The sequence below is a fragment of the Streptomyces sp. NPDC052023 genome, from assembly GCF_044548465.1.
Classification (GTDB): domain Bacteria; phylum Actinomycetota; class Actinomycetes; order Streptomycetales; family Streptomycetaceae; genus Streptomyces.
Genome location: NZ_JBIUBW010000002.1, coordinates 704,209 through 716,978 on the forward strand (window position 1 = coordinate 704,209; position 12,770 = coordinate 716,978).

The window sequence follows — 12,770 nt, forward strand, 5'->3', positions numbered from 1 at the left end:
AGCAGTGAGCACCCCCGACCTTCCCCTCGTCCCCTCCGGCGGCTGCGGTGACGGCTGCGCCTGCGGCGCCGACGAGGAATATCTGGAGTGCGGCCTCGACCCCGCACTCGCCCAGCTCCTGGCCGACGCCGGACTCGACCCCGTGGAGGTCGAGGACATCGCCAACGTGGCCATCCAGGAGGACCTCGCGGGCGGCGTGGACGTGACGACGGTCGCGACCATCCCGGACGACGCGGTGGCGACGGCCGACTTCGTGGCACGCGAGGCGGGCGTCGTCGCGGGCCTCAGGGTCGCCGAAGCCGTGATGTCGATCGTCTGCGAGGACGAGTTCGAGGTCGAACGGCACGTGGCGGACGGCGACCGCGTGGCGGAGGGCCAGAAGCTGCTCTCCGTCACCACCCGCACCCGGGACCTCCTCACCGCCGAACGCAGCGCGCTCAACCTCCTGTGCCGCCTCTCGGGCATCGCCACGGCCACCCGCGCGTGGGCGGACGTCCTCGACGGCACGACGGCGAAGGTCCGCGACACCCGCAAGACCACCCCCGGCCTGCGCTCGCTCGAGAAGTTCGCGGTCCGCTGCGGCGGCGGCGTCAACCACCGCATGTCCCTGTCCGACGCGGCCCTGGTCAAGGACAACCACGTGGTGGCCGCGGGCGGCGTCGCCCAGGCCTTCAAGGCCGTACGGGAGACCTTCCCGGACGTGCCGATCGAGGTCGAGGTCGACACCCTGCACCAGCTCCGCGAGGCCGTGGACGCCGGCGCCGACCTGATCCTGCTGGACAACTTCACGCCGGGCGAGTGCGAGGAGGCGGTGGCCCTGGTCCAGGGCCGCGCCGCCCTGGAGGCGTCCGGCCGCCTGACCCTCGCCAACGCGCGCGCGTACGCCGGCACCGGCGTGGACTACCTGGCGGTGGGTGCCCTGACGCACTCCTCCCCGATCCTGGACATCGGCCTGGATCTGCGAGCGGCGGAGTAGGGGGGCGACGGGCCATGCTGCTGACGATCGACGTAGGCAACACGCACACCGTCCTCGGCCTGTTCGACGGCGACGACATCGTCGAACACTGGCGCATCTCCACGGACGCCCGCCGCACGGCGGACGAGCTCGCGGTCCTCCTCCAGGGCCTGATGGGCATGCACCCCCTCCTCGGCGACGACCTGGGCGACGGCATCGACGGCATCGCGATCTGCGCCACGGTCCCCTCCGTCCTCCACGAACTCCGCGAGGTGACCCGCCGCTACTACGGCGACGTCCCGGCCGTCCTGGTCGAACCGGGCGTGAAGACGGGCGTCCCGATCCTCACCGACAACCCCAAGGAGGTCGGCGCCGACCGCATCATCAACGCCGTGGCGGCCGTCGAGCTCTTCGGCGGCCCGGCCATCGTCGTCGACTTCGGTACGGCCACGACGTTCGACGCGGTCAGCGCGCGCGGGGAGTACATCGGCGGCGTCATCGCCCCCGGCATCGAGATCTCCGTGGAGGCCCTCGGCGTCAAGGGCGCCCAGCTCCGCAAGATCGAGGTGGCCCGGCCCCGCAGCGTGATCGGCAAGAACACGGTCGAGGCCATGCAGTCGGGCATCATCTACGGCTTCGCGGGCCAGGTCGACGGAGTCGTCAACCGGATGGCCCGCGAACTGGCCACCGACCCCGACGACGTCACGGTGATCGCGACGGGCGGCCTGGCCCCCATGGTCCTGGGCGAGTCCTCGGTCATCGACGAGCACGAGCCCTGGCTGACCTTGATCGGCCTCCGCCTGGTGTACGGACGCAACGTCTCCCGGATGTAGCCGGCACCCGCAGTCGCGTACGGCGGGGCCCCGGCCCCGCCACCAATCGTGCCGCAGCAGACTCCACGGGCAGGAAGGGCCGCCGCAGGTGGGGTGCCACCCCGCCCACCCGGGTGGCACCCCACGCCACACCCGCCCCCTGACACCGGATTTGTCTGATTAGCGCGTATCGTCGCGCCATGCCCACGCCTCACGGATCCCGCGGCGGCATGGCGTTCGGTGTGGAGGAGCTGCGTGTGCTCCGCCGCGCCCTCGCTCTTGCCCTCCATCCCGGCCAGATCTCGGCCGAGGACGTCCAGGACTGCCATCGCCTGGCCGAGTCGCTCGACGAGGCGATGCGCGAGGGCGCCCGCCTGCGCGCCTTCCTCGTGGCCGACCTGGCCCGCTACCGCGCCGCCCTTCCGGGCACCGCGGCCGGCTACCTCACGCTTCTGGACGAGGCACTGCGCGCCGGACACCGCCCCCACCCGGACGACCTGGCCGCCCTCCGCGCCCTCCGCGGCACCCCCGCGGCAGCCGAGCTCCTGCGCCGCTGCCGGACCCTCGCCGAAGAGGACGTCCGCGCGTGTCTCGCCCGCAGTGCCCCCGCACCCGCGCCCATGACGCTCGCCCCAAGAGTCCCGGCCTCCCGCACCTATCTGCACGCCCTCCCGGGTGGCCTCGCGCACGCCCCCTGCGCCGACGCCGAGACCCCGGAGCGCAAACCGGAGAAGCGGCCGGCCGAGAAGCCGGCGCAGCCTTCTCCGAACCCCGCCACCCCTGCCCCCGCCGCCCCGAAGCCGGCCCGCCGCCCCATCCCCACCCCGGGCGAGGTCTTCCCGCGCCGCAAACCACCCCAGCCCCCGGCGAACCCCGCACAGCGGCTCGCGGCGGTCTGAAGGAGCGGTCGGAACGCGAGGCGCACACCCCCGGACAAACCGCACGGCCCGGCGCCACTACCCTGGAGCCATGGACTACGTCTCCGCGCTTCTCCCCCCGGTCGTGATGGCCGTGTTCTTCATCGGCGTGATCCGGGTGATCGTGAAGACCCAGGGCGGCGCCAACAAGGCCAAGGAGGACGCGGCCGTCGACGCCGCCCTCGCGCGCGCGGAGGGCACCCGCAGGCCCTCCGCGACAGCCCCCGACGCCTGACGGACACGCCCCTCGGCCCTCTCCGCCCTCACAGGCCCGCCACCTGCGGCGTACGACTCCACGAGTCGTACGCCCTTTTTGTTCGTCTTCCTTCAGGAACATGCCTGTTCGGCAGGCCATAACCCGGATTTACCACTATTGTGCTGAGCTGTGCCTCGCCCATTGGGAGAACTCGAAGACGCGGTCATGACGCGGGTGTGGAAGTGGAACCGCCCGGTGACCGTTCGAGAAGTCCTGGAAGATCTCCAGCAGGAACGGTCCATCGCCTACACCACGGTGATGACCGTTCTGGACAATCTCCATCAGAAGGGCTGGGTGCGCCGCGAGGCGGAAGGCCGGGCCTATCGATATGAGGCGGTCTCCACCCGTGCCGCCTACGCCGCGGCCCTGATGAACGACGCCTGGTCGCAGAGCGACAACGCCGCGGCCGCCCTCGTCGCCTTCTTCGGCATGATGAGCGAGGACCAGCGCCAGGCGCTGCGCGACGCGGTACGCATCGTGAGTCTCCCGGAACCCCCCGGATCCGCCCCCGCCGCCGAAGCGACCCCAAGCAGCCAACCCCCCGAGCCCGTCAAGAGCGCCGAACGCGCCGAGCCGCCCGAAGCCGCGAATACCCGCCCCGATACCCGCGGCGAGAACGGCACGGACAACCGCCCGGACATCCCGCCGGACAAGCCCGCCGGCATGCGAACCGACAAGCCCGCCGACAAGCCCGCGGACATCCGGACGGGGAACCCCGCCGAGAACCCCGCCGAGAACCCCGGCTCCGTCCCGGAGGGTCCCGGGCGATAGCGTCCGCTCATGTCCGCAGAGAGCCCCTCCGCCGAGAACCCCGAAGTCACCGCTAAAGCCATCACCGTCCGCCGGGCCCGGACCAGCGATGTTCCCGCCGTCCGCCGGCTCCTTGACGCCTTCGTCCGCGACGGCATCCTGCTCGACAAAGCGACGGTGACGCTTTACGAGGACATCCAGGAGTTCTGGGTCGCGGAACGGGACGACAACGCCGAGGTCGTCGGCTGCGGCGCACTGCACGTGATGTGGGAAGACCTCGCGGAAGTCCGCACTCTCGCCGTGAAGCCCGGCCTCAAGGGCGCCGGCGTCGGCCATCAGTTGCTGGAGAAGTTGCTGCAGACGGCACGCTGGCTCGGTGTTCGCCGCGTTTTCTGTCTGACCTTCGAAGTCGACTTCTTCGGCAGGCACGGCTTCGTGGAGATCGGCGAGACCCCTGTCGACACCGACGTCTACACGGAGCTGCTGCGTTCCTATGACGAGGGCGTGGCGGAGTTCCTGGGTCTCGAACGAGTGAAACCGAACACCTTGGGCAACAGCAGGATGCTTCTGCATCTGTGATCAGGAAGCTATGCCGGGAGTATTCCGCCCGACCTCGATGCCCAGGTTCCCTATGTCCGAAACGCGCATGTTTCCGGGCGGGGGCGGTGGACAGGTCTCTCCCGGGGGGTTTGTGTTTTTCCAGCAAAAGCGGTTTGCTTTCCGACGTACTGCAGTACTGCATATAACAGGGGGCGGCGAAACGGCGGACGCCGCAGACCCTCGGCCCTCAACGTTATCGATGAAAGGAAATGCGGTGGCACAGAAGGTTCAGGTCCTTCTTGTCGACGACCTCGACGGCGGCGAGGCGGACGAGACGGTGACGTTCGCGCTGGACGGTAAGACGTACGAGATCGATCTCACGACCGGCAATGCGGACAAGTTGCGCAGCCTTCTTGACCCCTATGTGAAGGGTGGCCGGCGTACGGGTGGCCGTGCTTCCGGTGGGCGTGGAAAGCCGCGTGCCGCGTCCGGCGGCAGCCAGGACACCGCTGCGATCCGCGCGTGGGCGAAGGAGAACGGTTACGAGGTCAACGACCGTGGCCGTGTTCCCGCGTCCATTCGTGAGGCTTACGAGAAGGCCAACGGCTGAGCACACACGCGTCGCAGCCGGATTCGGTGGCAGTGCGTGGCCACCGTGTCCACAAGCCGCACGAGATCGGGGGTGCCCCCACCGCCCACCATGGCCGACAGCGTCGGCAGCGAGGCCTCGACCTCGCACCCCGGCTCGGGGGGCCGCAGCCATACGGCGGCCCCCTGCACAGAGCCCCAGGCGCGGCCCTCAGGTCTCCCGCAGTCCCCGGGCCCTCCGGAGTCGCGGCACCCCCCGGCGCACCCCGGCTCCACGGACTGCGCGGGCCCGGCGGAATCCTCCTCGCCGCCCCGGCCGGCCGCACCGTCCCCCGGCGGCGGCGGAGCCTCCATGGTGGCGCCCGCGCCCTCCCCGCCCACGGCCCGCAGATCCAGCGGCAGGGCACCCCACTCCAGCCAGTGCAGCACCCCCGGCAGCTCGTCCGCGCTCCCCGGCGCCATCAGCAGCCGCATCCGGTCGCCCTGGACGGCCACCGGAGAGCCCGGGGCAAGGTGCCGCAGGCCCGCGAGGCCCGCCTCGGCCGGTACGTCCAGGACGTCGAAGCGCGAGCCCACCGACAGGTGGAGCGGGGGACCCGGCACGGTCGCCCAGCCCAGCTCGTCCTCGTACCACCGCCTCACCCGATCGCCCTGATCGAGAGGGCGCCGTGGGGGCGGGACCCAGGGCGTTGCGCCAACCATGCCAAGCGCAACCGCCATCGCAGCGTCCGGGTTACGCTGGGTGTTTCCGCTGATGCGCAGAGTGGCGAAAAAGGGGGCGTGTGGGGGTGCGGGGTGGCGCAAGGTTGTTCGCCCGTAGCGGAGGGAACGGGGGCGCACGGCATGGACTGTCGGTGCGAGCGGGTAAGACATCCCTAGTGGGAGGGGGCGACACGCAGGTGAGGCCGTCTCACGTTCGCCATCGGCGTACTGATGGTGGGGGTAACTGCCTGGCCTGCGGGAACATCGTCTCGCACCATCGGGTTGGAGCAGATGTCGGCGTTCGGGGTCAGGAGGCCATCGACGGTGTCGGCAGTTGGAATGAGCGGTCCCCGCTTGCGGGACTAAGCTGCGGAAGGACAGGGAGGGGAAGTTCCCCCCACTGCCTGACCGCTCTGAGGAGCGATTAACGATGTTCGAGAGGTTCACCGACCGCGCGCGGCGGGTTGTCGTCCTGGCTCAGGAAGAAGCCCGGATGCTCAACCACAACTACATCGGCACCGAGCACATCCTCCTGGGCCTGATCCATGAGGGTGAGGGTGTCGCCGCCAAGGCCCTTGAGAGCCTCGGGATTTCGCTCGAGGCGGTCCGCCAGCAGGTGGAGGAGATCATCGGGCAGGGCCAGCAGGCCCCGTCGGGTCACATCCCCTTCACCCCCCGTGCCAAGAAGGTCCTGGAGCTGTCGCTCCGCGAGGCCCTTCAGCTGGGCCACAACTACATCGGCACGGAGCACATCCTGCTCGGCCTGATCCGTGAGGGCGAGGGCGTCGCCGCCCAGGTCCTGGTCAAGCTGGGCGCAGATCTGAACCGGGTGCGGCAGCAGGTGATCCAGCTGCTCTCCGGTTACCAGGGCAAGGAGACCGCCACCGCCGGCGGGCCTGCCGAGGGCACCCCCTCGACGTCCCTGGTCCTCGACCAGTTCGGCCGGAACCTCACCCAGGCCGCTCGTGAGTCCAAGCTCGACCCGGTCATCGGGCGCGAGAAGGAGATCGAGCGGGTCATGCAGGTGCTGTCCCGCCGTACGAAGAACAACCCGGTCCTGATCGGTGAGCCCGGCGTCGGCAAGACCGCCGTCGTCGAGGGCCTCGCCCAGGCCATCGTCAAGGGCGAGGTGCCCGAGACCCTCAAGGACAAGCACCTCTACACCCTGGACCTCGGCGCGCTGGTCGCCGGCTCCCGCTACCGCGGTGACTTCGAGGAGCGCCTGAAGAAGGTGCTCAAGGAGATCCGCACCCGCGGCGACATCATCCTGTTCATCGACGAGCTGCACACGCTCGTCGGTGCGGGTGCCGCCGAGGGCGCCATCGACGCGGCCTCCATCCTGAAGCCGATGCTGGCCCGCGGTGAGCTGCAGACCATCGGTGCGACGACCCTGGACGAGTACCGCAAGCACCTGGAGAAGGACGCGGCCCTGGAGCGCCGCTTCCAGCCGATCCAGGTCGCCGAGCCGTCCCTGCCGCACACGATCGAGATCCTCAAGGGTCTGCGCGACCGGTACGAGGCGCACCACCGCGTCTCGATCACGGACGAGGCACTGGTCCAGGCCGCCACCCTGGCCGACCGGTACATCTCGGACCGCTTCCTGCCGGACAAGGCGATCGACCTGATCGACGAGGCCGGCTCCCGGATGCGCATCCGCCGGATGACCGCTCCGCCGGACCTGCGCGAGTTCGACGAGAAGATCGCCGCCGTCCGCCGGGACAAGGAGTCCGCGATCGACTCGCAGGACTTCGAGAAGGCCGCCTCCCTGCGCGACAAGGAGAAGCAGCTCCTGGCCGCCAAGACCAAGCGGGAGAAGGAGTGGAAGGCCGGCGACATGGACGTCGTCGCCGAGGTCGACGGCGAGCTGATCGCCGAGGTCCTCGCCACGGCCACCGGCATCCCGGTCTTCAAGCTGACCGAGGAGGAGTCCAGCCGCCTGCTCCGCATGGAGGACGAGCTCCACAAGCGGGTCATCGGCCAGAACGACGCCGTCAAGGCGCTGTCCAAGGCGATCCGCCGTACGCGCGCCGGTCTGAAGGACCCCAAGCGTCCGGGTGGCTCGTTCATCTTCGCCGGTCCGTCCGGTGTTGGTAAGACCGAGCTGTCCAAGGCGCTCGCCGAGTTCCTCTTCGGTGACGAGGACGCGCTGATCTCCCTCGACATGTCGGAGTTCAGCGAGAAGCACACGGTGTCGCGTCTGTTCGGTTCGCCCCCCGGTTACGTGGGCTACGAGGAGGGCGGCCAGCTGACGGAGAAGGTGCGCCGCAAGCCGTTCTCGGTGGTCCTCTTCGACGAGGTCGAGAAGGCCCACCCGGACATCTTCAACTCGCTGCTGCAGATCCTGGAGGACGGTCGCCTGACCGACTCCCAGGGCCGGGTCGTCGACTTCAAGAACACGGTCATCATCATGACGACCAACCTCGGCACCCGGGACATCTCCAAGGGCTTCAACCTGGGCTTCGCCGCCGCGGGTGACACGAAGACCAACTACGAGCGCATGAAGAACAAGGTCTCGGACGAGCTCAAGCAGCACTTCCGGCCCGAGTTCCTCAACCGTGTCGACGACGTGGTGGTCTTCCCGCAGCTGACCCAGGCCGACATCCTGCGGATCGTCGACCTGATGATCAGCAAGGTGGACGAGCGCCTGAAGGACCGGGACATGGGCATCGAGCTCTCCCAGTCCTCCAAGGAGCTGCTGGCACAGAAGGGTTACGACCCCGTGCTGGGCGCCCGGCCGCTGCGCCGGACCATCCAGCGCGAGATCGAGGACTCCCTGTCCGAGAAGATCCTCTTCGGCGAGCTGCGCCCCGGCCACATCGTGGTCGTGGACACGGAGGGCGAGGGCGAGACCAAGACCTTCACCTTCCGCGGTGAGGAGAAGGCGGCCCTGCCGGACGTCCCGCCGATCGAGCAGGCGGCCGGCGGAGCGGGTCCGAACCTGAGCAAGGACGCGTAACGCCGCAAGCGTGAGGGGCCGGTGCCTGTGAAGGCACCGGCCCCTTTCGCATGCCCGGGTGTTACGAGAGCTGGCCGTCGTAGTCCGGCAGCTTGTAGGTCTTCTCGGCGTGGCCGCCCGACAGGTCGGTGGTGTTGTTGCCGATGTTGGCGATGATCGTGTAGCCCTTGGACTCGATGTCCACCCGCTGTGCCGTCTTGTAGGCGGCGACGTTCTTGAAGAGGTCGAAGAAGCCGCGGACGTAGAGGCCGTCGACCTCGTAGCCGACCTGCTCGAGGTTCCACTCGGTGGGCAGGTGGATGATGCCCGGGCGGGCGGTGACGAAGAAGATGTCGACGCCGCGCTCCTGGGCGTACTTGGCGACGTTCAGGGCAGGCTTGTTGGCCGGCTGCGGGAAGCTGAAGCCGAAGTCGGTCTCCAGCGTGGTGTTGTCGATGTCGAAGACGATCGCCTGCTTCTCGCCCGGCTCGGCCTGGGCGATCCGCTGCTTCAGGTACGGCAGCGCCTGGTCCATCACGGCCTGGCAGTCCTTCTGCCAGGTGGCGTAGTCGACATCCGCGGCGGCGGTGGTGGTGGCCGCGGTGGTCGAGGCGGTGCTGGCCGCGGCCTCGGCGGGGGCGGCGATGGCCACGAGGGCGGCCGCGGTGGCGGCGGTGGCGGCGGCGCGGCTCGCCCACGGGTGGCGTCTTGTCATCTGGGGGGTCCCTTCACGTCCGTACTCGGTGCGTACGGGGCCGGCATGTCGTGTGCATGGTCGTGCGTGAGGGTGGCGCGAGGGGAACCGTAGGGTTACTGAACGGTAGGTGTACAGAGGTATGCGTCACACAACGCCGCGAATTCTGGCCAAGTGCGGCGCCACCGGCAGGAGTTCGCGCATCCGGTCCGGTACGCCGGTGCTGTCGGCGGCGAGATTGATGGTGACCTCGCGCAGGTTGGGGAAGAGGGTGCGCACCGAGGAAAGGTCCTCGGTGCCGTGGAAGTTGTTCAGCCGCAGCCTGGTCACACGCGGAAGGGGCGGACCGGGCCAGCCCACGGCCCGCCAGTTGATGCGCAGCTCCGTCAGGCCGGGGAGCCGGGCGATCTCCTCGTAGTCCTCGGGGGTGAAGGGCACGGCCGGTGTGGCGAGACTCAGTTGCCGCAGCGAGGACAGGCGGTGCAGGCCGCGCAGGCCGGTGTGGGTCGTGGCGCGCTTGGTGAGGCGAAGGTAGCGCAGGGGCAGGTCCCGGGGGAGTGCCTGGTCCAGGGACTCGGCGTGGAGGGCGATGCCGAGGTCCAGCTGGTCCAGCGTCGATGAGCCGGCCAGCACCGACAGGGCGCCCGGCCGTTCCAGGCCGGGCAGGACGTCGAGCGAGAGCCAGCTCAGCGGGAGCCGGGCCAGGGGGCCGACGTCCTGGACATGCGGGCAGCCGGAGAGGTCCAGATAGGTGAGCCGGTTCAGCTCGGCGAGACTCCCCAGGTCTCGCAGCCGCCCATTGCCCCTGACCACCAACTCGGCCACCCCGCTGTGCAGTTCGCCCAGGTCGAGGTCGCCGACGAGCTGGAGCGCCCGCCGCCCGCCCAGTTCGCCCAGGACGCGTAGGTGTTCCGTGGAGTGTGCGGCGAAGAAGAGGCCGTCCTCGCGCAGGTGGGCGATGACCTCCGCGCCGTAGCGCTGGGCAGGGAACCGGTGCCACGTCCAGGTCAACTGGGCCCGTACGTCCAGGGCGGGGTGGGCGCGGTAGCGGGCCAGGACCGGCAGCGCGGCCTCGGTGCCGATCAGCGAAGCCGTGACGACGACCGCCCGCGCCTCCTCGTCGCCGAGCCCCTCCGGACCCGGCAGCAGTTCCAGCGCGAGGGGGCCCACCGAGGCAAGGGCACGGGCCTCCTCGACCGTGCGGGGCGGGATCAGGGCGGCGGCGTTCCGCTCGACCTCCTCCCGCACCTCGGGGTCGAGCTCGGTCGCATGCTCCAGGGACGCCAGCGCCAGCAGCAGTACCCGGGCACGGGCCGCGCCGGCCAGCCGGTCCGTCGAGGCCAGCAACTCGCGCAGCAGGTAAGCCCGTTCCCGGGGCCGGGCATGGGCCACCGCCATCCGGATCACATCCGCCCACTGCTCGTCCACCGCGCCGCGCACCAGCAGGCCGAAGTCCCCGTCCTCCACCGCCGCCTTCGCACCCAGGTAGTCCTGGAACGTGCGGTGGACGAACTCCACGGTGTCCGGGGACGGTTCGCGCAGCAGGCCGCTGCGCACGAGCAGGTGCCTCAGGATCGCCGGGGCGTCGCCCTGGGAGGCCGCGGCCGGGAGGGCCGGGAGGGACTCGGCGATCAGGCGCTCGGCCCGCTCCCGGTCCATCTCCGACTGGTTGTTGCGGATCAGCCAGTAGGCGAGCCGCTGGAGCAACTGGATCTGGGGGAGTTCGGTGAGATGGATGCCGTCGGGGCCGGCCATGTCCCGCTCCTCGTCCCGGCGGGCCAGCAGCATCGACAGGGCGGCGTCGTACAGCTCCTGCCGGCCGTGCGGGAGGTAGCCCCGCCGGTCCCGGTGCAGTGCGCAGATCAGACCGCACATCAGCGGGTTGGTGGCGAGGCGCCCGAGGTCGGGTGTGGTGCGGACGGCGTCGAGGAGGGTGCGTTCGTAGGAGCCGAGCCGGTCGTGTTCCCCGGGGGCGTCGGCGCGGGCGGCCGCGTGCCAGCGGGTGACGAAGGCGGTCACGTCGTCCGTGCTCATCGGGGTGAGCGTCAGCTCCGTGAAGCCCTCGGAGGCGAGCCAGTCCTCCCGGACGGCGGACGGGCGGGAGGTGACCAGCCACTGGTTGCCGGGATAGACGTCCAGCAGGTCGCGCAGCCAGTGGCGGGTGCGTTCGCGCTCGCGTGCGGGGATCTCGTCGATGCCGTCCACCAGGAGCAGTCCCCGGCCGGTGCCGAGCACGTGGTCCGCCCAGCCGTCGGGCCGGCTCGTGTGGAAGGGGACGCGTACGGCGGACAGGAAGGCGTCGGGCGTGGGAAGGCCGTCGGGGCGGCGGACCAGGGTGCGCAGCGGGAGCACGAACGGGACGCGGTCGCCGCGCGCGCCCCGGGCCGCGGTGACCGCGAGCCACTGGACGAGGGTGGTCTTGCCGGATCCGGCGACCCCGCGCAGCAGCACGCGGTCGTGCTCGGCGAAGGCCTGTTCGGCGGGGAGCGCGGTGGGGGCGGGGCCGGGGCCGTCCGGGCCGGCGGGCTCGTCGTCGGCGGCCGGGTGCAGTGCCCGAAGGCTGAGATAGGCGGCGTCGAGCGGCCAGCGGTCGGGCGAGTTGACCAGGTCGATGCCGTAGATGGTGAGGTGGCCGTACTTGGTGGTGACGTACGTCATATAGCGCTGCTCGAAGGCGCGGTCGGACGCCGGTGCGGTGCGGGTCAGCAGCGCGTCGACCTTGTCCACCAGCTCGCGCTGACGGCGGGACTGCTCGACCAGGGTGCGGGCGACGAACGTGGAACGCTGCGTGAAGAAGTGCAGGATGTGCAGGCAGGCGGTGGTGAGGGTGCCGAGGTAGAACTGGGCCGCGTCGAGGGAGAGGTCGCGGTCCGGCATGCCGGCGGCCGCGCGCAGCCGTGCGGCCAGCGCCTCGTGGCCGAGCTCGACGGCCTGCACGTCGGTCATGTCCAGCTCGCCGAGTGCGTACAGCGTGTCGGCCAGGGCGTGTGCCACGGCCGGCACCTCGTCCGGGGGCAAGGGCCGCTCGCCTGAGCCCTCCAGCGCGTGCCGGACCAGCTCGGTGGCCAGCCGGGTGAGGTCCCCGTGGTCCAGCCGTCGCTTCTCGCCGCGCAGCGAGACGTACGAAGAGATCCGCACCGGCCGCTGCACCAGTCCGGCGCCCGCGCCCTCGTTCACGAACAGCTTCTTCACGAGCGGCGCGGCCACGGCCGACGCCAGCCGTACGCCGATGACCGACGGTTCCACCCGGCCTCCCCCTGAGCCCTGTTGGCAGGAGACAGCAGAGTAGCGCCGGTCACATTCGGGAGTTCCCGGCGCCTGCCCGCCGGTGACATGCCGCACAGGCGATTTGTCCGGTCCTAGGTGGAGTAGTAGAGGGTCCTAGTCGGGCAAAACGGACTTTTCCTTCCATAAGTCAGGTGTCGGATACGCCGATTTATGCTGATTCATCCCGAATGGGTGCTCTGTCAAGAGTCTCGACAATATGCGGGAAATTACTAGCTTACATAGTAGATCACACGTTTTGGCCGCAAGGGGTGCGACAGGTACCAAGGGATGGCCAGCCCGGCAGACGCCTTTTGCGCCGGATGGTTCCCCTGTCTCCGTCCCATGAGGTTTCGC

General features: G+C 70.1%; 11 protein-coding genes. 8 read left to right on the forward strand and 3 right to left on the reverse strand.

Annotated elements, in window-relative coordinates:
• Nucleotides 1-4: 4 nt before the first annotated feature.
• From nadC to ACIHCM_RS07350, 7 genes are all read left to right on the forward strand, one after another.
• Nucleotides 5-976 (forward strand): carboxylating nicotinate-nucleotide diphosphorylase, encoded by a 972-nt coding sequence (gene nadC / locus ACIHCM_RS07320; protein WP_399890422.1) that lies wholly within the window; start codon nt 5-7, stop codon nt 974-976.
• Nucleotides 977-990: 14 nt separating this feature from the next.
• On the forward strand, nt 991-1,788 hold the full coding sequence (locus tag ACIHCM_RS07325) for a type III pantothenate kinase (protein WP_399890425.1): 798 nt from the start codon (nt 991-993) through the stop codon (nt 1,786-1,788).
• 209 nt (nt 1,789-1,997) lie between these two features.
• Complete coding sequence (locus tag ACIHCM_RS07330; protein ID WP_399890596.1) at nt 1,998-2,666, forward strand: hypothetical protein; 669 nt, start codon at nt 1,998-2,000, stop codon at nt 2,664-2,666.
• 70 nt (nt 2,667-2,736) lie between these two features.
• Nucleotides 2,737-2,919, forward strand: coding sequence for a hypothetical protein (locus tag ACIHCM_RS07335; protein ID WP_399890428.1), 183 nt, complete (start codon nt 2,737-2,739; stop codon nt 2,917-2,919).
• Nucleotides 2,920-3,105: 186 nt separating this feature from the next.
• Complete coding sequence (locus ACIHCM_RS07340; RefSeq protein ID WP_399890431.1) at nt 3,106-3,711, forward strand: BlaI/MecI/CopY family transcriptional regulator; 606 nt, start codon at nt 3,106-3,108, stop codon at nt 3,709-3,711.
• Nucleotides 3,712-3,720: 9 nt separating this feature from the next.
• Complete coding sequence (locus ACIHCM_RS07345) at nt 3,721-4,269, forward strand: amino-acid N-acetyltransferase (protein ID WP_399890434.1); 549 nt, start codon at nt 3,721-3,723, stop codon at nt 4,267-4,269.
• A gap of 235 nt (nt 4,270-4,504) precedes the next feature.
• The gene (locus ACIHCM_RS07350; protein ID WP_399890437.1) at nt 4,505-4,840 is read left to right on the forward strand and encodes an Lsr2 family protein; all 336 of its coding nucleotides are present in this window, start codon (nt 4,505-4,507) and stop codon (nt 4,838-4,840) included.
• On the opposite strand, the gene ACIHCM_RS07355 is transcribed toward ACIHCM_RS07350, so the two are convergent.
• A complete protein-coding gene (locus tag ACIHCM_RS07355; protein ID WP_399890440.1) occupies nt 4,819-5,520 on the reverse strand; it encodes an SCO3374 family protein in 702 nt (233 codons plus the stop codon). The genes ACIHCM_RS07350 and ACIHCM_RS07355 overlap by 22 nt on opposite strands.
• A gap of 430 nt (nt 5,521-5,950) precedes the next feature.
• Here ACIHCM_RS07355 and ACIHCM_RS07360 point away from each other — a divergent pair, with 430 nt between their 5' ends.
• On the forward strand, nt 5,951-8,476 hold the full coding sequence (locus ACIHCM_RS07360; protein WP_399890443.1) for an ATP-dependent Clp protease ATP-binding subunit: 2,526 nt from the start codon (nt 5,951-5,953) through the stop codon (nt 8,474-8,476).
• Nucleotides 8,477-8,537: 61 nt separating this feature from the next.
• Here the strand turns inward: ACIHCM_RS07360 and ACIHCM_RS07365 are convergent, their stop codons facing one another.
• Both ACIHCM_RS07365 and ACIHCM_RS07370 read right to left on the reverse strand, forming a co-directional pair.
• A complete protein-coding gene (locus ACIHCM_RS07365; protein WP_399890446.1) occupies nt 8,538-9,170 on the reverse strand; it encodes an HAD family acid phosphatase in 633 nt (210 codons plus the stop codon).
• Between the two features lie 126 nt (nt 9,171-9,296).
• Complete coding sequence (locus ACIHCM_RS07370) at nt 9,297-12,395, reverse strand: NACHT domain-containing protein (protein ID WP_399890449.1); 3,099 nt, start codon at nt 12,393-12,395, stop codon at nt 9,297-9,299.
• Between the last annotated feature and the right edge of the window lie 375 nt (nt 12,396-12,770).

Excerpts from the sequence above, each read along its gene's own strand:
- ACIHCM_RS07325 (WP_399890425.1), top strand. The coding sequence starts at position 991 with ATGCTGCTGACGATCGACGTAGGCAACACGCACACCGTCCTCGGCCTG.
- ACIHCM_RS07330 (WP_399890596.1), top strand. The coding sequence starts at position 1,998 with ATGGCGTTCGGTGTGGAGGAGCTGCGTGTGCTCCGCCGCGCCCTCGCT.
- ACIHCM_RS07335 (WP_399890428.1), top strand. The coding sequence starts at position 2,737 with ATGGACTACGTCTCCGCGCTTCTCCCCCCGGTCGTGATGGCCGTGTTC.
- ACIHCM_RS07340 (WP_399890431.1), top strand. The coding sequence starts at position 3,106 with ATGACGCGGGTGTGGAAGTGGAACCGCCCGGTGACCGTTCGAGAAGTC.
- ACIHCM_RS07345 (WP_399890434.1), top strand. The coding sequence starts at position 3,721 with ATGTCCGCAGAGAGCCCCTCCGCCGAGAACCCCGAAGTCACCGCTAAA.
- ACIHCM_RS07355 (WP_399890440.1), bottom strand. The coding sequence starts at position 5,520 with ATGGTTGGCGCAACGCCCTGGGTCCCGCCCCCACGGCGCCCTCTCGAT.
- ACIHCM_RS07360 (WP_399890443.1), top strand. The coding sequence starts at position 5,951 with ATGTTCGAGAGGTTCACCGACCGCGCGCGGCGGGTTGTCGTCCTGGCT.
- ACIHCM_RS07365 (WP_399890446.1), bottom strand. The coding sequence starts at position 9,170 with ATGACAAGACGCCACCCGTGGGCGAGCCGCGCCGCCGCCACCGCCGCC.